The sequence below is a fragment of the Erwinia sp. STN24 genome (genome assembly GCF_041320675.1).
Lineage (GTDB): Bacteria > Pseudomonadota > Gammaproteobacteria > Enterobacterales > Enterobacteriaceae > Erwinia > Erwinia aeris.
On the sequence record NZ_JBGGPM010000001.1, the window covers coordinates 713,231 to 731,609 of the forward strand.

16 protein-coding genes and 1 pseudogene are annotated in these 18,379 nt (G+C 50.8%); 7 read left to right on the plus strand and 10 right to left on the minus strand.

Going from position 1 to position 18,379, the window contains the following annotated elements; all coding sequences use genetic code 11:
* Nucleotides 1-102 precede the first annotated feature (102 nt).
* The gene (locus tag ACA373_RS03400) at nt 103-1,080 is read right to left on the minus strand and encodes an LLM class oxidoreductase (protein ID WP_370734007.1); all 978 of its coding nucleotides are present in this window, start codon (nt 1,078-1,080) and stop codon (nt 103-105) included.
* Nucleotides 1,081-1,406: 326 nt separating this feature from the next.
* Here ACA373_RS03400 and ACA373_RS03405 point away from each other — a divergent pair, with 326 nt between their 5' ends.
* From ACA373_RS03405 to ACA373_RS03415, 3 genes are all read left to right on the plus strand, one after another.
* Nucleotides 1,407-2,327: a LysR substrate-binding domain-containing protein gene (locus ACA373_RS03405; RefSeq protein WP_369894830.1), complete on the plus strand. Its 921-nt coding sequence runs from the start codon at nt 1,407-1,409 to the stop codon at nt 2,325-2,327.
* Nucleotides 2,328-2,455: 128 nt separating this feature from the next.
* Complete coding sequence (locus tag ACA373_RS03410) at nt 2,456-3,448, plus strand: zinc-dependent alcohol dehydrogenase family protein (protein ID WP_301250919.1); 993 nt, start codon at nt 2,456-2,458, stop codon at nt 3,446-3,448.
* Nucleotides 3,449-3,754: 306 nt separating this feature from the next.
* Nucleotides 3,755-3,994, plus strand: a complete 240-nt coding sequence (locus ACA373_RS03415; RefSeq protein ID WP_301250917.1) for a YdgH/BhsA/McbA-like domain containing protein — start codon at nt 3,755-3,757, stop codon at nt 3,992-3,994.
* Between the two features lie 396 nt (nt 3,995-4,390).
* Here ACA373_RS03415 and ACA373_RS03420 read toward each other — a convergent pair whose 3' ends face one another.
* From ACA373_RS03420 to ACA373_RS03435, 4 genes are all read right to left on the minus strand, one after another.
* On the minus strand, nt 4,391-4,927 hold the full coding sequence (locus ACA373_RS03420; protein ID WP_301250915.1) for a helix-turn-helix domain-containing protein: 537 nt from the start codon (nt 4,925-4,927) through the stop codon (nt 4,391-4,393).
* 194 nt (nt 4,928-5,121) lie between these two features.
* Entirely contained in the window at nt 5,122-6,054 is a 933-nt protein-coding gene (locus ACA373_RS03425) for a nucleoside recognition domain-containing protein (protein ID WP_301250914.1), read from the minus strand.
* A 457-nt stretch (nt 6,055-6,511) separates the two neighbouring features.
* Nucleotides 6,512-7,402: an oxidoreductase gene (locus ACA373_RS03430; RefSeq protein ID WP_370734008.1), complete on the minus strand. Its 891-nt coding sequence runs from the start codon at nt 7,400-7,402 to the stop codon at nt 6,512-6,514.
* Nucleotides 7,403-7,760: 358 nt separating this feature from the next.
* Nucleotides 7,761-8,687 carry a LysR family transcriptional regulator gene (locus ACA373_RS03435; protein WP_370734009.1) on the minus strand — a complete coding sequence of 309 codons (927 nt, stop codon included), beginning with the start codon at nt 8,685-8,687 and terminating at the stop codon, nt 7,761-7,763.
* 190 nt (nt 8,688-8,877) lie between these two features.
* On the opposite strand from ACA373_RS03435, the gene ACA373_RS03440 reads away from it, so the two are divergent.
* From ACA373_RS03440 to ACA373_RS03450, 3 genes and pseudogenes are all read left to right on the plus strand, one after another.
* Nucleotides 8,878-9,468 (plus strand): hypothetical protein, encoded by a 591-nt coding sequence (locus ACA373_RS03440; protein ID WP_370734010.1) that lies wholly within the window; start codon nt 8,878-8,880, stop codon nt 9,466-9,468.
* Nucleotides 9,465-9,878, plus strand: a complete 414-nt coding sequence (locus ACA373_RS03445) for a carboxymuconolactone decarboxylase family protein (RefSeq protein WP_253454298.1) — start codon at nt 9,465-9,467, stop codon at nt 9,876-9,878. Before ACA373_RS03440 ends, ACA373_RS03445 begins: the two co-directional genes overlap by 4 nt.
* Nucleotides 9,875-10,132, plus strand: a pseudogene (locus ACA373_RS03450) (acetyl-CoA C-acetyltransferase); the annotation flags it as partial. The gene ACA373_RS03445 and the pseudogene ACA373_RS03450, both read left to right, overlap by 4 nt.
* A 209-nt stretch (nt 10,133-10,341) precedes the next feature.
* Here the strand turns inward: ACA373_RS03450 and ACA373_RS03455 are convergent.
* From ACA373_RS03455 to ACA373_RS03465, 3 genes are all read right to left on the minus strand, one after another.
* Nucleotides 10,342-11,340: an aldo/keto reductase gene (locus ACA373_RS03455; protein ID WP_253454296.1), complete on the minus strand. Its 999-nt coding sequence runs from the start codon at nt 11,338-11,340 to the stop codon at nt 10,342-10,344.
* 200 nt (nt 11,341-11,540) lie between these two features.
* The gene (locus ACA373_RS03460; RefSeq protein ID WP_253454295.1) at nt 11,541-12,806 is read right to left on the minus strand and encodes an MFS transporter; all 1,266 of its coding nucleotides are present in this window, start codon (nt 12,804-12,806) and stop codon (nt 11,541-11,543) included.
* Between the two features lie 54 nt (nt 12,807-12,860).
* Nucleotides 12,861-15,968, minus strand: a complete 3,108-nt coding sequence (locus ACA373_RS03465) for a beta-galactosidase (protein WP_370734012.1) — start codon at nt 15,966-15,968, stop codon at nt 12,861-12,863.
* Between the two features lie 204 nt (nt 15,969-16,172).
* On the opposite strand from ACA373_RS03465, the gene ACA373_RS03470 reads away from it, so the two are divergent.
* Nucleotides 16,173-17,243 carry a LacI family DNA-binding transcriptional regulator gene (locus tag ACA373_RS03470; RefSeq protein ID WP_253454293.1) on the plus strand — a complete coding sequence of 357 codons (1,071 nt, stop codon included), beginning with the start codon at nt 16,173-16,175 and terminating at the stop codon, nt 17,241-17,243.
* Nucleotides 17,244-17,254: 11 nt separating this feature from the next.
* Here ACA373_RS03470 and ACA373_RS03475 read toward each other — a convergent pair whose 3' ends face one another.
* Both ACA373_RS03475 and ACA373_RS03480 read right to left on the minus strand, forming a co-directional pair.
* Nucleotides 17,255-17,452: an AzlC family ABC transporter permease gene (locus ACA373_RS03475; protein ID WP_370734444.1), complete on the minus strand. Its 198-nt coding sequence runs from the start codon at nt 17,450-17,452 to the stop codon at nt 17,255-17,257.
* A gap of 7 nt (nt 17,453-17,459) precedes the next feature.
* Nucleotides 17,460-18,329 carry a DMT family transporter gene (locus tag ACA373_RS03480; protein ID WP_370734013.1) on the minus strand — a complete coding sequence of 290 codons (870 nt, stop codon included), beginning with the start codon at nt 18,327-18,329 and terminating at the stop codon, nt 17,460-17,462.
* Between the last annotated feature and the right edge of the window lie 50 nt (nt 18,330-18,379).

Consider the following 18,379-nt stretch of genomic DNA (forward strand, 5'->3'; position numbering starts at 1 on the left):
GCTGCAATCAGTCATAATTTTACAGTCAGGAATTTGCAGGATCTCTGTCATCTGAGAGTATGCGGCGTCAGCCCGAAAAGAGAGTTAATCAGCATGCTGTTATTAGTCATTTTTAAAGTGAGGCAGCACATATTCAGCCAGTTCCTGAAGCACTTCTTCTGCTGGCCGCTGTAATGTTTTTAGGTTAAGTGCAACGTGGTTAACACCCGCTGACTCATGCTTTTTCCACATGGCAATTAACGCATTTCTGCCCGCACGGATCCCACCCCAGTTCTGGCGAACCGGCTCATTTGCATCTTCGGACAGATCAAAAAAAGTACCATATCCATAGGGCCGGAAATATTCATCCGGACGGTTCTGATGCCATGTATTTACAATTTCAGGTAACTGGTTAAAGCTTCCGCGATGCCATATCCATCCATCGCTATTCGCCGCCAGCCAGTCTATATCCTGCTGTGCACGACCAACAATCAGTGTAGGAATTCTTCCTGCCCGTGGGGAGGGAACAAGATTAAGCATGCCCTTTAATTTGCCGTAATGCTTCGTATCGATATGAGGGAAGCTTTCAGTCGTGACCCGATGTATGAGATTAACAGCCTCTCTGAACCTTTCAGCTCTGTTGTCAAAATCAGCGCCGAACGCCGGATATTCAGCGGGACGATCGCCGCTGGATAGCCCCAGGATTAGCCTGCCATGGCTCAATTGGTCTAATGACACTGCCTGCTTCGCTACAATCAGAGGCTCGCGCAACGGAAGGACTATGCCAGCAGTTCCTAACGCAATATTACGTGTGACAGCGGCAAGAAATCCAAGGTATACCATCGGGTCAAAAACCTGCCCGGTATCGCCGAAAGACGGATCATAGAAAGGAATATCTCGCATCCATAGCGCTGAAAATCCCAGTTTATCTGCCAGTTGAGCCATTTTCTGATGATCTTCCAGCAGCGGAAAGGGTGAGTCAGGATATCCCACAAGAGGCATGATAAAACCAAACGTGAGCTTGTCTGGCTGAAAGACCCGGCTAAACCCGGGATGTGTCTGGAGCTCAGGTTTCAATTTAAGACCGGAGACGTAATGCATTTTCATTTCCTTATCTGACAGGCTTTAAACGGAAGGTTTCCGGAGGCCAGCACCTGTTTCAGGTTTTTGAGTACCGCAGCATGGCGGCAGGAATGGCATTTTAATTCAGCAAATGAAGAGGAAAAATTACTCAAAGAGTACTTCACTTTTTCCTTAAAAATAACAATGCTGACTATGTTAAGGCCTGACAGCTTGTCGTATTAAAGCACAGGAGATCATGCCGTCTCTGACGCATGCCTTACACTACGCTCATGGAATAATCAGGTTTAAAATTCCGTGGATCAGTGAATATGACTGACGCAAGAACAACAATTTCAGGCGGTAATATGCGTTCAAAGATGATTGAATATATTAATATTTTTATGCAAGTCGTTGAGCAAGGGAGCTTCACCAAAGCGGCTGAATTTCTACAATTACATCGCCCTGCGGTGAGCAAAGCCATTCAACATCTTGAAGACGATCTTGGTGTTAAGTTAATCCACCGCACCACTCGAAAACTCAGCGTTACCGCAGAAGGCGAAGAATTCTACCATCGTTCAAAAACTATCCTTTCTGAAGTGAATGACATGATGGCCAGTTTTTCAACGACACTGCCTCCTCGTGGGCGTCTGAGGCTGGACGTGCCTCTTTCATTAGCGCATGCCATCCTGATTCCGCATCTGATAAAGTTCAAAGAAAAATACCCGGATATTGAAGTCGTTTTGCTTTCCTCCGACAAGAAAACGGACCTCATTACCGAAGGGGTGGATTGTGTGGTACGGCTGGGCGAGTTACAGGATTCGAGCTTTATCTCGAAACGACTCGGAGAGATCCGCATGGTGACCTGTGCTTCTCCGGCTTACCTTGAGGCCCATGGCAACCCTGAGTCATTAGACGATCTGCAAAACCATAAGGCAGTAAATTTCTTCAGTGACCATAGCCGTGAGGTTATGGAGTGGAAATTCATCGATAAAAATACCGTCGTTTCGCAACGTTCTGCCAGCAGTATGCTTGTAGACAACTCAGACATATTACTGAGCTGTGGCCTGTCCGGCCTGGGTATCATTCAGGCGACTTATCCTGCGCTTAAACCTCATATCGATGCGGGTGAGTTGGTCGAAATACTGACTCAGTATCCACCCGTCTCCAAGCCTGTCTCAGTCATGTATCCGGACAGGGAATATCTCTCTCCGAAGGTCAGGGTCTTCATCGATTGGTTCAGCGAACTGTTTTCTCAACAGGCCAGGTCAATGGTTGATTGTTACTGATTGGATAATACTGAAGTTCCTGAATACCTATTTTTATACGTTTTATAAGCGCGTAAATTATCGGCAGATGAAACGGGCGTGCTTTACCACACACGCCTGAAGCCGCCCCCCACTCACGAGGCCTGATTATGTCAAAAGTAGTAACGTTTAACCGTACAGGTGGACCGGAAGTTCTGGAAGTTGTCGATGTTCAGGTTCCGGCTCCGTCAGCCAATGAAGTCCAGATCCGCGTTAAGGCTATTGGCCTGAACCGGGCTGAGATCATGTATCGCAATGGTCAGTATGTTATCGAACCCGTGTTTCCAGCACGACTCGGTTATGAAGCAGCTGGTACCGTTGAGGCCGTAGGTGAAAATGTGAAAGACTTTGCCAAAGGCGATCCTGTCAGCGTGATCCCATCCTTTATGTTTAACGAATACGGTATGTATGGCGAGATCGTGAATGCGCCTGTTCATGCGGTTGTTAAGCACCCAGAAAATTTGTCATTTGAACAAGCCGCTGCAAGCTGGATGATGTATGTCACAGCGTTTGGCGCGCTGGTAGAATATGGCAACCTTCAGGCTGGTCAAAACGTGATCATTCGTGCTGCTTCCAGCAGCGTTGGCCTTGCAGCCATTCAGATTGCCAATATGTTGGGCGCTAAACCCATTGCACTGACCCGCACCAGCGAAAAACGCGATCTGCTTCTTAAGGCGGGCGCTGCAGCCGTCATTGCGACGGCTGAACAGGATATGGTCGCTGAGATTAATCGTGAGACAAATAACGTTGGTGCTCACATCGTCTTCGACCCCGTTGGTGGCCCGGACGTCGCTAAGCTGACCCAAGTGATGGCACCATTGGGGATGTTCTTCCAGTATGGCGCACTTGATAGCCGTGACATGCTTGTACCTGTTTTCGATATTCTGGGCAAACATCTCACCCTCCGTGGTTACGAACTTTTTGAGATCACCACAAACCCTGAAAAAATGGCTCGTGCTAAAGCATTTGTCACTGAAGGTTTGCGCTCAGGCAAACTTAAACCTGTCATCGATAAAACTTTTACTCTTGAAGATATTGCCGATGCACAGCGTTATATGGAAGCAAATGGTCAGGTAGGCAAAATTGTAGTAACTGTTAATTAATTTCCTCCACCCTGCATAAAAAAGAAGCGTATTATAACAAGTAAAGCAAGCGATAAATTGCCCGGAGACAGAAGGTCTTACGGGCTTTTTTTTAATATTAAAATCGATCAAAATTCGCGCCCGAAATCATTCAAATCAACACCAGGTTATAACTAACACAATCCGTAAGAATTTTAAAAGCCTATAAATACCGTTATCTTCATTCATTGTTTCTGAAACCCATAACTATGAATTTCTTTTTTACTTGTTTATATCATATGCATTACCTCATAAAATTATAACAACAAAAATAATTGAGGTAATACCATGAAACTCCGTAATTCAGTACTTGTATCACTGCTGGTCTCATCTGCATTTGCTACTGCTAATGCAGCAGAAAACATTAAAACTTCACCTGCTGGTCATGTATCTGCGTGGGGTACCACCCTTGATGAAATGACTGGCGCCCTTGAAACGGCAGCGACGAAAGCAGGCGCTAAGGATCTTAAAGTCACTTCTGCATACGGCGGAAATCGTTATTATGGAACGGCGATAATTTACAAATAGCATCTCCGGCCCGGCACAACTGCCGGGCTTTTTAATAATGTAAGCGCTTAACATAATTCCGCTATATTTAGCTGGGCGAAAGTTAATGCTCCTTAACCTGCTCTTAGCAGAGTACGGGTATTTTATTAAAGTTTTATTTTATTAATCCCTCAGTAAACCACCGCAATGACTTTTTGGCAGGACTGGTTTCCCCTGGCACGGACTTTCTGAATATCTGATGATTTATCCGCAGGATAAAAGGCTGGTAAGGGAATACCCTCAGTTGTCAATCAAAAGCAACTGACATTGCCAGGTAAAAATTAACAGGCAAAGGGACGAGTAATGGATATAAAGTCGCGCGCAGAGGGATCAGGACTGAGTAGTACAGAGGGAGTCTTTGCGACTCCCTGTTAAAATTTATTGTAAGCCCCGGAGCTTCAGTGCATCCAGGTCGCTTTTGATTTCTTCAGTACAGTGATGTGCATTAGCGCGGTTCCTCAGCTCTGTTGGCGTCATACCAAATGCCGAACGTATAACACGAGACATAGCCTGCTGACTGGTATATCCATAGTCACAGGCAATATCCATTAAGCGCCCAGCGGTATACATAATAGCCTCAGCGGCCCGGACCAAACGACGGATCCTGACATGCTCTGATATAGAGCGTCCTGTTATCTCTTTAAACTGACGCTGAAAATGCCAGCGGGTGTAGCCCGAGCGATCGGCCAGCTGAACTATATGAAGGTCATTATCAAGATTGGCTTCAATCCAGTTCAGCGTATCGCAGACAACTCCGCGCATTATGGCAGAGGAACGAAGGGAGTGAGGATTGGCGGTGGGCTTTAAGCCCTCTCTGCCACCCGTGGTACAAAATGCGTCAGGGTCACAATACAGAAGGTCAGAACCTATGCAGGATGAGTAGTTAACAGAATGAGCTGCAGTATGTAAGGACATTTAATCACCGTCTGAAATTAGCAGTAAATCAGGTTTACCTGCCACTGTGCCTTTCTGAGCAACGGGCAGTTTGATTTTTATTCTATTGATTCAGGCGGGACAGAAATATGCCTTTAAAGGAACCACTTTATTATCATTCTGGTACCAATAAACGCCAGGGCAGGCGTACAGGTTTTCCGCCCCGGCAACAGACTTTAACTGATGCTTACATGGATCACACCACGGATCATGATGCCAATCAGTGCGCCTGGCAAGGCGTAGCGGAATAACCGCACAAACCGGCTGGCAATCCCCAGGAAAATACCGATACCCGGTAAATCAAATGTCTGGATAAGAAATCCGGCAGAAGCATTAATTTGCTGTGTGGTCATCAGCCCCTTATGGATAATGTCAGTCATTACACCGTAATACGCCGTTCCGCCAGCAAGGAATTTCGTTAGCACAGGCATAACATAAATGTCAGATATGTTGAAAAGTGCCAGTACCGGCGCTACCAGCGTAGTTAACCCTTCAATAGCACCACTTGCTTTCAGTATGCCGACGACAGTCAAAGACAGAATAAGCATAGGTACAGAGCCCAGTGCCAATCTGATAGCATCTGATCCTGCGCTGTTAATCACGCCAATCAAACCCTGAGATGATTTTCTATGCTGAGTTTCAGCATCTTCACGTTTCACCTCCTTATCTGATAGCCTGCGGGCAGTCAGATGCCAGGTAAAGGCAGCAGCAGCAAGGCCCCCGACTACCGAAATAATCAGTGCTTGACCCCAGTGTAATCCTGCCGGGATAAGAGGATAAAATACGTTGCCCTGTCCCATAGCAAAAAGCATAGCCAGCGTGGCAGCAAGATGCCTGTCGGAAGTACCGCGTTTTTCCATGATAGCCAGGGCGGCCAGAGGGGCAGCGAAACTCACAAAGTTAAGCTGAATAAGCGCAAAGATTGCCAGCCCTGTTACACCAAATGGCTTAAGTATGGGAGTCATCAGGCGAACAATTGCGTCCAGTACTCCCTTCTGCTCCAGATACTTCATGATGATAAGCATCACCACCATGACAGGTATTAACGTATATAAAGCGACGTCAACGGAAGTTCTTCCCGCTGACATGATGATTCCGATGATGTCCATAACTGGCTCCGATAAAATAATAAAGGAACCTTACCTCAACTTACAGTGATGCATATTTCATAGTGTGCTGCGCTTTTAAAAACACCTCGATATTTTTACGTAAAATAATTATCTGGTGATTTTTATTATTAAAGGCAGGGGACTTGTCTTTTATTCATTTGTTAATAATCCCCTGAACCGATCAATGAGTAAAGAGATGAGCATTCAGAGCCTTTATCCGGCTAATAACTCTGTTAAACGCGGATGGTTCAAAAGGAGGTTGTTCTGCGTGAAGTGAATGCCCTCAGGCATGCTCCAGGCCTCCCCGTATGGAAACCAACGATAGCCTGCTTTTCGAAAGCATAATTTCAGCTTGTCATAATACTGGTTCCGGGCTCCACCTCGTGCAGGAAGCACTTTAGCTCACGTCAAAGACTACCTGATATCAACAGGCGTGAAACTTGCGCTTGTTCCTGAATCAACCCGGCCCCTCACTTCCCGCTGCCAATAGCGGCACCAGCACGTCGCTGATGGGCGTAGGAATACCATGGGTGCGGCCATAGCGCATTATCACGCCGTTGCGGATTTCCCATTCCAGCGGGCGGTTAGCCTGTCGGTCCGCAAGGATTGAGGTGCCTAAATCCGCAGGAGCATGATGAAAACCGTCCACAATTTCCTGGGGAACGCTGTCGTTCAGAATAGCTCCTTCCGCGCGAGCTACCTTCAGACATTCACGCAGATAAGCCAGCGCCAGCTCGGTGATATCTCTGCGCGAGAACATCCCGGCACGACGATTAGCAAGCACCATCAGACCGGCTACCGCGTTCTGTAGCAGCTTACGCCAGGCGATGGAAATAAAATCGCTAGACAGATCAACGACGCAGCGGGTTGCGCTCAGGCTGGCCGCTACTCTTTTTGCCTGTGGGCTATCCGGCAGCGTCAGGCGCGGTTTGGCTCGCAGCCAGACGGAGAAATCCGGCTCTCGCTGGGCCGGGAACCATACTACTGCAGGCACTACAGTGGCACCGTTGACCCAGGGCTCCAGAAGGGTTTTCTGTTCCACGCCGTTTTGCAATGCGCATACCACCGTGTTTTCATCACAGAGTGCGGCCAGCCAGTCCGCACAGTCGGCTACCTGGGTAGTTTTTACCGCCACGAACACCAAATCGAACGGCTGATGGACGGAGGCGCTATCAGTTAATACCGGCCCCGGTACGACAGTTTCTCTTTCATCATCACGAAGAATTAATTGCGCATGCGCGCTGCGCCCGCAAAGTACTGGCGTGCGGTTTGCCTCATGTAGTACCGCTGCGAGGGTCGTACCGATAGCGCCAGGGCCAAGCAGGGCAATGCCAGGACGGTCAGCCATTTTATCTTCTCCCTTGTTCGTCAACGATCGGCGCGCCGATTACCATCGCTACGCACGCCAGGGTTTTCTCAGCATACGCGCTTTGTCGGAAAATGGATCGCCCGAGCCAGCGCCAAACCAATAAAAGCCCGTTAAACAACACGGGCGTTTATTATCAGGCGGCGCTGTTATAGCTGGTGGAGGGGGGCAGGGTTTTACTTCCTTTTAGCGTAAACAGGGAAAGGACGGTAAAGCTTAAGGTGATTAACCCATGACTTAACCGTTATTGTTGAGTACGCAATATGAGCAGTCGCGATAAACTAAGCTTTATTTGAAATAACTTACCTGTAACTTCAATTCGGGGTGGCTGAATATTATTTCAGTCGGCAAGATTATTATCACATAGTATATCCTGGGCATTTAGTACGGTCTCCCGCTTATCGTTTAGCCGGGTTGCAGCATAAATATCGATGTTCAATTTCCGCGATTCATAGTCTGTTAGCGCGCGGTAGCAAAGCCCTTCCTGATTAAAGGTGCATTTGGACTGCGGCATCAGAGCAAACCCTTTTCCTCTTGCGATGTGAGTGAGCATAACGAGTGAATCGTCCGGCTCTTTCACTCTTTTTAATGGAGTTTTCAGTAGATCAAAATAACTTTCACATTTGTCGTAAAATGATGGGTTCGCGCTTCTTGCAAACCAGAAGAGCGGTAAATCACTGACGTCTTCGAGTGATACTTTTTGTTTCATACTGGCTGAGTGCATGGCTGGCATAGCCATCAGTAGGGGTTCACGGCAAACCCAGCGATACTGGACGGTATCTTCATGACCGATACCTTTTTCGCCCGTAAGCACGAGGTCAAGCGTATTTTTCGACAGGCACTGAAGCAGCTGCGCAGATGTCAGATTAGGCGTTTCAACGTCGTCTTTAGCATGCAGTTTAATAAGCTGCTTGCTGACGGGATCAATTAATTCAAAATTGAGCGTTCGGGTAAGGCCAATGCGCAGGCTCTCCTTCGAAGAAGGGGAATGTGTTTTCAGTTCATTAAGTTCCTGAAGGATCCTTTCTGCTTTTATTACCAATGCACGGCCAGCTTCCGTCAGGCTGACATCATGTGTACTGCGGCTGAATAGCTGCCTGTCCAGTACAGCTTCAAGGCGCTTAATCTGTCGGGTTAACGGCGGCTGGGTCATTTTGAGCCGTTCGGCAGCCCTGCGAAAGTTCAGCTCATGAGCAACAGCAAGAAAGCACTGGAGCTGTTTAACGCTGGGGAGGTTGTTGTTGATTAGGTGTCCTGCAGTGGCCATAGATTCCATCCTGTCAGTCAAAAAATTATTCTACACCCTTTTTATACAGCCAGATATAACACGAAACTCATATCACAAAAACGCGCCTTATAGCAATACAAAAACTATATTACACATTTAACAATTCCATTTGTGTCAAAGGCTGTTAGATTCCCCTCTAAATTAATCAAACATCATCAGGGAGATAAGAATGTCATCTAACTATGTGCTGGTGTCGCGCTTTCCGTTAAAAAATAATATTTATGATGATTTTTTCTCATCATTAAAAAGCACTAAAAGTACGCGCTATTTTCTTTGTGAAGAGCAGGGTGTGAATGAACTATTGGAACTCCGTTCGTTTAACGATATTAAAGAAAGCTCATGGACAGAAGAAGAAATGGAGTCAATGTTTTATCGCTTTGCTGACGTTCTTTCTGCAGATATTCGTAGGGAGCTTCTCAAGTTTGTTGAATCTCCTTTCGATAATAAAAAAGACCTCCCCGAAACAAAATATATTCAGCTGCGCCATGTTGAAGTTCCTGCGCATAATTATCAAAAATATCGGCAGTGGCGTGATGAAACCATTTTTAATGTCGTAAGGGATAATAAAGATAATTTACGTATCATTTTTCAATATCGCCATTGGTGTCGGAGCGTCTGCCAGTGCCTGGATGGTATCCGCTTTTTCAATCCAGCTACTTTGTATCGTAGCAGGTGCAGCTATCGGGCTTTCTGTTTTGCTCGTAGCCGCAATCCCAACGCGCGCTACGTCAGCACTAACCATCATGGAGAAACCTTATGAGTCAAATAAGTAATCTGACACATTATGGCAGAGATATTATGAACCGCCTTGAGCCCGGTCTTGCCGATAAAGTCACCGGACGACTGAATGAACTTGACGCCACCTTACCGGCTTTGATCACCGATTACGCTTTTGGCGCTGTGGTTGGCCGCCCCGGTCTGGAACTTAGAACAAGGGAAATGCTGACCGTTGCATCGCTTGTGACGCTGGGTAACGCTATGCCGCAGCTTGAGTTACACATGAGAGCCGCGCTTAACACTGGCGTCAGCCCTGAAGAGCTACTTGAAATTGTGATACAGATGGCCGTCTATGCCGGCGTACCGGCCTGTATGAACGGTTTGACGGCCTACCGCGCTGCTATGGCGGCGACAGGCCATACTTTGCCCGGCCTGAAAGAGGAAAACTCATAAGCGAAGTAGTCATTGTTTCTGCAAAACGCACGGCAACGGGCACGTTCCTGGGCTCCCTGTCGGATCATTCCGCCGCCGAGCCTGGAAGCCGCATCATTCGTGCGCTTCTTGAAGACCTGGACGTGAAAATTGGTGAAATTTCTCAGGTCATTATGGGGCAGGCCCTGACGGCTGGCTGCGGCCAGAATCCAGCACGTCAGGCCGCACTGAATGCCGGACTGCCTGTTACAACGCAATGCCTGACCATTAACAAAGAAGGTCTGTGGATCTACTGCTACGGCAAGAGGACTGCCGGTTCTGGCCTCACAGGGCGTGTTTGCTAACTCAGAAATTAAAACGGCATTTATGGTGGTGAAGGCATAGCGCTGAGCGTTTATCGCTAAAAATATCAGCTCTACAGCAGCTGCGCTGGTTAAGAACAAAAAACCGGCATGATCCGGTTTTTTGATTATAAGGGCTGATTTCAGGCGTTAACGCCTTTCATGCCTTCCTCTGAATACCGTTCGCCTTTGATCTCAATACGCTGGTGAATATTGTTCAGCAAGGCAATATCTGAGTTGTCCAGAACGATGTCGGCCGCGAGCGCATTTTCGGTCAGATAATTGATGTGCCTGGTGCCGGGAATCGGTACCAGCTTATCGTACTGCGCGAGCAGCCAGGCTAGCGCAATCTGACCTGTGGTGCAGCTGTATTTTTCAGCAAGCGGCTGCATAACGTCAAGAAGCTGGGCGTTATGATCGAGGCTGGACTGAATAAATCGCGCATTATTTTTACGGAAATCACCTTCCGCAAAATCGCTGTTTTTACGGTATTTCCCGGTCAGAAAGCCTCTGCCCAGCGGAGAATAAGGAACCAGACCAATACCCAGCTCTTTCACTGCCGGGAGAATTTCATCTTCAATATCGCGTGTCCACAATGAATATTCCGTCTGCAGGGCTGTGAGAGGATGTACAGCATGGGCGCGGCGCAGGGTTAAAGCGGAAACCTCGCAGAGTCCAATATGGTTGATCTTACCTTCTTTGACGAGACGGCTCAGGCATTCCATGCTCTCTTCAACAGGTGTAGCCTGACTGACCCTGTGAAGATAAAACAGATCGATCCGCTCAATGCCAAGTCTTTTAAGGGATTCATTACAGCAGCGGGTAATATAATTGGGTTGATTGTTAATGGTGCGGGCATAAGATTCGTCAGGGGAGCGATCGATCCCGCACTTTGTGGCAATTTTAAACTGCTGGCGTGTGGCCTTATCGAGCCCGGCAAGAAAGTGACCAATAAGTCGTTCATTGTGGCCTCGCCCGTACAGGTTAGCGGTATCAATTAACGTAATATTCAGGTCAATAAGGTTATAGAGCAGCTGTAGAGAAGCCTTGTCATCTGTCTGACCATAAAATTCGCTCAGGCCCATGGCCCCATAGCCGACAGCGCTGACTGTAAAATCCTGGGATAAATTTCGGGTATACATAATCTCTCCTTTTTCTGAATTTTTTAATTGTTCCACCTTGATTGCGGTTAATGAATTGTTATTTTGGTTATACAAAAAAAGTATCAGGTCAGAAGAACCACATGGCGGGTTAGCCACTGCAGTTAAATTCTCATAATCTGATTCTGTCTTTATTCGGATCGACAAGTTAAAAGCCCGTTAAACAACACGGGCGTTTATTATCAGGCGGCGCTGTTATAGCTGGTGGAGGGGAGCAGGGTTTTACTTCCTTTCAGCGTAAACAGGGAAAGGACGGTAAAGCTTAAGGTGAGACAGCCCAGCACAAGGTAAGCCTGATGGAAACCAACGGTGTCATACATCCGGCCTACCCATGCCGACAGCACCACGCCCGAGAGCTGTTTCGATAAATTAAAGCCTATCAGGAACAACGTTGCCGAAAGCTTTGGGTTAAATGCGGAGGAAATATATTTAAAAGTGCCCACCAGCAGGAACGGCAGTTCAAACATATGCAGCATTTTTAAGATAACAACTTCCACGGCCGATGAAGCAAAAGACGACCCCAGAATACGTGCCGACATAATAACGCCTGCGATCAGCAGGGCATTCTTCGCGCCAATGCGGTTCACAATGGCGGGGGCGAAGAACATAATCAAGGCGTTGAGCAATTCTCCACCGGTAGTCACGAAGCCAAACACTTCGGTGCCGCGTTGTGGGCTGGAGAAAAAGCCTTTGAAAAAATTGGCGAACTGCTGGTCGAAAACGTCATAGACGCTGGCGACGCCAACCACGTAAACAATAAAACCCCAGAAGCGCGGCATCCGCAGCAGCTCGGCGGCGGTGCGCAGCGAGAAGGCCTGGCGGTTGGCGCCCAGTGCCTCGATAACCCGCTCGCTGTTACTGCCTTCCGGGCGTGACACCCAGAGCAGTACGCCAAGCACCAGGGCAAAACCGGAGGCGATCCAGAAAGTAATATTAGGATCTATGCCAAAAAGAATGCCGGTGATGGAGGCACACAGCGCCCAGCCGATACAGCCGGAAACGCGAACTTTGCCGTACTCGAAACGGTTAGCGCGGCTGACGCGTTCAATATAGGCTTCTACCGCCCCGGAGCCACTGGAGAAAACAGCCCCCAAATAGATACCGCCAGCGAGCGCGCCGACGAAAATATTCATTTGCAGCAGAGGCGACAAAACAAAAATAAAGAAGGGCGCAAACAACACCAGTAAGACCGTGATTGTCCACAACAGGTGTTTACGTAACCCCAGCTTATCGGAAATCAGCCCAAATACCGGTTGGAAGACAATCGAAAACAGTGAAATAGAGGAAAAAACAATCCCCGTTTCTGTTTTGGTCAGATGGTTAACTTCCGCCAGCCAGACCGGAAAAAACGGGAAATACGCGGACATAATGAAATAGTAAAAGAAAAAGAACAGCATAAAGTAAATAAAATTATGACGTTCTCTTGGGGCGAGTGCAGAGAGTTTCATGGCGACTTTTCCATCTGGTTATACCGATAAGCCGGGGGCCTGCGCCCCCGATTATTATTGGAAATGCATCGTTAACTGGTAGTGCCATTTCGTTTCAAGCAACAGCCACTGCTGCAATACGCTGGGCGTCCAGGAGTCATCGCCGCCAACGCCCATATGCCGGCCGTCAAGGGTTATCCAGACGCCGTTTTCCGGCTGCATCCGGTGCCAGTGATCGGTCTTCATTAATTGCGCGGTGCTGTAGGGCTGTACGGAGAAGTGAAAATCGCCCGCCACATGCCAGCGCCCCCAGTCCAGGGCTTGGGTGTCGCAGCGCAGTCCGTTTTCGGTCGGGAAAATGTATGGCGTGCTCATCTCCTCCAGCGGCAGTTCCCAGCGAGAGAAGCAGGCGCTGGTACGACGATCCGGGTAGTTTTCATGCGGGCCGAATCCCAGCCATGAAACCGGTTTATTCTGATCCGACACCTGAAAAGTCAGCCCGACGCGCGGCAGCGGCGGCAGGGTGGCGGCACGTTCGCCGTCAATGGCCAGATGCAGCTTGCCCTGCGCATCAAAAGTCATCCGCCAATGGCTGATGATCACCACCTCGTTCCCGCTCAGGTAGTGCCAGTAGCTGTCGATGACCACCTCATGGGCCAGACGCTGCGCGTCACACTGTACGCAGCGAACGGTGAGATCGTACAGGCCAGCGCTTTTCCAGCGTTCAACCCAGGCGTTGGGATCGATACGCTCCACTTCGCTTACGCCAATATCGTTATCCAACGGCGCACGCACGAACTGGTCGCGCAGCGGAGTCAGCAGCTGCTCCACGCCGTTCACTTCCCAGTGCGTCAACAGTCCGCTTTGACGGTCAATCACCCACTGCTGTAAGCCGCTGCGCACCGTCCAGGCGCTGTCGCTGCGTGCAAGCTCTGGCGCATCGCCTGCTGGCTGAGGCGTACGCAACACCAGCGGGGCGGCGAGCGCAAACTGCTGCCAGGCAACGCGATGCCCGGCAGCGGACCAGGCGGTGGCCTGCGGCTGGATAACCTCCAGCGTCAGCCAGACCTCTTCGGCCCCGGCGGGCAACGTCAGTTCCTCCAGCAGCGTCAGCTCGCTCTGGCCTTCAGGCCGCAGCGCAAGCGTTGTGCTGCCCTGGCTAATAGTTTCACCGGCTGCCTGAACCTGCCAGTGCAGCTCCTCGTTATCCGTCGGACGGAACAGATACTCGCTGACAATGCTGATGCGCAGCGGATGTTGCGACAGCAGGGCAAACTGGAAGTATTGCTGCGCGTGTTTGGCCTCGATTAATGACGGGTGAGGGCGGCGGTCAGGGAACACCAGCCCGTTCATGCAAAACTGGCGATCGTTGGGCTTATCGCCAAAATCACCGCCGTAGGCCCAGCCGATGCTGCCGTCGTCAAAGGTTTTGCTAATCGCCTGATCGGCCCAGTCCCAGACAAAGCCGCCCTGCAGGCGTGGGTAATCACGAAACGCCTGCCAGTAGTCGGCATAGTTGCCCAGGCTGTTGCCCATGGCATGAGCGTATTCACAAAGGATTAGCGGGCGCTGCTCGCCGGGCAGACCGATCCACTTTTTAATGCCCCATTTCGGCACGGCCGGAATGAGCTGATCGTTTTCCACGCGGGCGTACATCGGGCAGATAATATCGGTGGTCGTGCTGTCCGCGCCGCCGCCTTCATACTGCACCGGGCGTGACGGATCGTTACGCTTGAGCCAGTGATACATGGCTTCGTGATTGCCGCCGCCGCCGGATTCGTTGCCCAGTGACCAGATAACGATCGACGGGTGGTGGCGATTGCTTTGCACCATCCGCGTGACGCGGGCGCTCCAGGCCGGCAGCCAGGCCGGATCGTCGGAAAGACGATTCATCGGCACCATGCCGTGGGTTTCGATATTGGCCTCGTCGACCACATACAGGCCATAGCGATTACAGAGTTCATACCAGTGCGGCGCGTTGGGATAGTGCGAGCAGCGAACGGCGTTAAAATTGTTCTGCTTCATCAGCAGAATGTCCTGCACCATATCCTCTTCTGTAACGACCTGGCCGCGCTGAGGGTGATGCTCGTGACGGTTAACGCCACGGATCAACAGCGGTTTACCGTTCAGCTTCAGCAGGCCATTGTCGATTTCAACCCGGCGAAAACCAATATCCCAGGCCTCGGCCTCGATCAGCTTATCGCCGTGCCACAGCGAGACGACGGCCCGATAGCAGTTCGGCGTTTCCGCGCTCCACAGGGCCGGACGCTCCACGGGAACGCGCATCATGGCGCGTTCCGCATAGTTGCCTCGCTCGTCAATGGCTGGCGAGCCGGGCTGCTGCTGGTGGCTGGCGACCCGCTGCGCGTCATGCCACAGCTCCACGTTGACCGTCAGTTTTTCAAGCAGCCGTTCCGGAGCAGCAACGGTGACATTCACCTCCAGCTCAGCGTCGCGATAAAGCGCATCAAGCTGCGGCGTAAGCTGAACATCGCTCAGGTGCAGCGACGGCTTATTCAGCAACCATACTGAACGGAAGATGCCGCTCATCCGCCACATATCCTGATCTTCAAGCCAGGTGCCCGCGCTCCAGCGCATCACCATAACGCAAAGGCGGTTCTCGCCCGGCTGAAGCGCGGCGCTGAGATCGAAGGCCGCAGGCAGGCGACTGTCCTGCGAGTAACCGATCCATTTGCCATTGCACCAAAGATGGAAGGCGGAGTTTACACCGTCGAAGATAATCTGCGTTTCACCTTCGTCCCGCCAGCTCTCCTCCACGTTAAACGTCAGCGAGTAGCAGCCGGTCGGATTCTCTTCCGGCACGCGCGGCGGCGTGGTATCGATGGGATAGCGCACGTTGGTATAGATTGGCGCGTCGTAACCCTCCATTTGCCAGTTCGAAGGCACGGGCGTAGGACGGCTCTCCGCCAGATCGCTTTCCAGCCAGCTGGCGTCCACCTCAAACGGGCTGCGCGCATAAGTGAATTGCCACTGGCCATCCAGCTGACGGCGGTGTGATGAGGTCTGGTTTTCCCTTGCAGCGCGAAGATCGCGCCAGCTGGAGAAAGGCGCATGGGCCGGTAAACGGTTCAGGTGCGTAATGGTCTGGTTTTGCCAGTCTTCACGTGCAAGCACGTCATGAAACGAAACGCTGTGGGGGGCATGGCCGTCGTGATTGCGCATAGGTCTACCTGATAGCTAAAAGTAAATGTCATTCGCCAGACAAGATGGAGTGTGTTATCAGATATTTTGTTAGTAGCCGCAATATTGTTGAGATTGAAACTCATTGGCGATCACGAAACAGAACAGAAACAGCCATTTTTTGTCGTATTTTAGACAATAAATGTTAGCGTAAGACATTGACGAGAGAGACCAAAGGAGAAGAAGATGCAGCGGCGTATGGCAACTCTGGAAGATGTGGCTCGTGAGGCCGGTGTATCACAACAGACGGTTTCGCGCGTGCTGAACAGGCCTGATGTGGTTTCTGAACGAACCCGTGACAAAGTCATCCACGCCATGCAGGCGTTGCATTACGTGCCTAACCGTTCGGCACAGTTGCTGGCGGGGAAATCGGCGCCGTCGATTGGGTTGATTACCGCGTCGTTAACGCTGCATGCTCCTTCGCAAATCGCCGCCGCGATAAAGAGTCACGCGGGCGCGCATCAGCTGGAGGTTGCTATCGCGATGCCGGTAACGGCCGATTACGCTTCTCTTCAGGCACGTTTGCATGAGTTTCGCGCGCAGAATATCCGTGGCGCCATCATCAATCTTCCCCTGGAAAGCAGCCTGGCGGAAAAGTTGGTCAGTGAGAACCCGGATATTAGCTGTCTGTTTTTAGATATTTCGCCGGAAACCGATGTCTGCTCGGTGCGGTTTAATCATCTGGACGGCTGCGGTGCCTGCGTCAACCATCTCTGGACGCTGGGGCATCGGGAGTTCGGTCTGCTTGCCGGGCCAGAGAGTTCCGTCTCGGCGCGAATGCGGTTAAGCAGCTGGCGCGAAGCCTTGCACCGGCTTGGGGTGAGCAACGCGGTGACGGTCTTTGGCGACTGGAGCGCGGCCAGCGGCTGGCACAAAGCCTTTGAGCTGTTGCATCAGCAGCCGCGCATTAGCGCGATCGTCGTCGCGAACGATCAAATGGCGCTCGGGGTGCTGAGCGCGCTGGCACAGCTTAATCGCACCGGCAGCAGGGCGGTTTCCGTTACCGGCTATGACGATACGGCGGACAGCCTCTATTTCCAGCCGCCGTTAACAACCGTTGCGCAGGATTTCGATAAGTTAGGGAAAAAAGCCGTTGAGCTGTTAGTTCAGAAGATGGCCGCACCGCAGATGCGCATCCGTGAGCTGCTGCCGACGCGTTTGATTGTCCGGCAGTCAACCTGGCCCTGCGGCGGAGAAAACGAGGATGAGAAGGGGGCAGTGATTGCCCAATTAAAAACGCTGGTGGAAAGGTTGTGAATTTTCCGCGTCTATTTAGCCTTGCAGCAGAAAGGCGTATTGGCCGGTTGCGGCAGCAAATTGTGCAAGAGCTGTATGGCGGCAAACTCCGAGCCGCCTGCAAAGTTCAGCCCCGTCATCAGCCCTGACTCAGGAGTGCTTAGCCCCTTTCGCGAGGCTTGAGCGCCCGGTATGACGGCATAAGGGGCGATAGCGAGTAGCAGGGGAATAAGAACGTTATGCCATCTGCGGGCGGGGTGTCCGAAATACCATCATGACACCAAGCAGAATAGCTCCCATGCCCACTACGGCAGACCACGGCAGAGTATTGCCCAGCAGCAGGTAATCCAGCACGGCCGTAATGACAGGTACCAGATAAAACAGGCTGGTGACGTTAACAATGCTCCCGGCGCTGAGCAGGCGGTAAAGCAGCAGCTGCGCAACCACGGAAATCAATACGCCCAAAAACAGCACTGAGGTGAAAAAGGCTGGCGTGAAGCTGACGTGAAAAATATCTGTGGGCAGCAGGCACACGCACAACACCAGGCTTACTCCATACTGCAGGGGAAGCACGTCGGCCGGAGACTGGCGGATTTTTTTCTGCATGATGGCACCAAACGTCATGAACAGCAGTGCAGCCAGGGCAAAGACAACGCCGGATACGGGCAGGTGTGACGCAGACAGGCTTCGCCAGACCAGCAGGATAAGCCCTGAAAGCGCCAGCATCAGTCCGGCCAGGCGGAGTCCCTGCATCCTGCGCTCAACGACGCAAAGCGTAAGGATAGGCTGAATACCCATAATGGTCGCAATCAGCCCGGGCGTGACGCCGTGCGCCATGGCCTGGAAGTAGCACACCGAATAGCCGCCAATGAGCATCAGGCCGGTCAGAACGACCTGCCGACAGGAGCCCTTTTCCGGCAACCAACGGCGGCGAAAAATGCCGATTATCAACAACGCGCCCAGTGCAATGGCAAAACGGAAAATAAGCAGTGCCAAGGGCGAGGCGTTATCCAGCCCCAGTCGGGTAAATATTGCGGCACAGCCCCAGAGCAGGACAAAGCCCGATGTTGCACCTTGTGAGGCGAAAGATGATTTACTCAGTTGCATTAACTTGTGTGTCCTTTATCAACCCCGGGCAGCGCCGGTTATGGCATTCA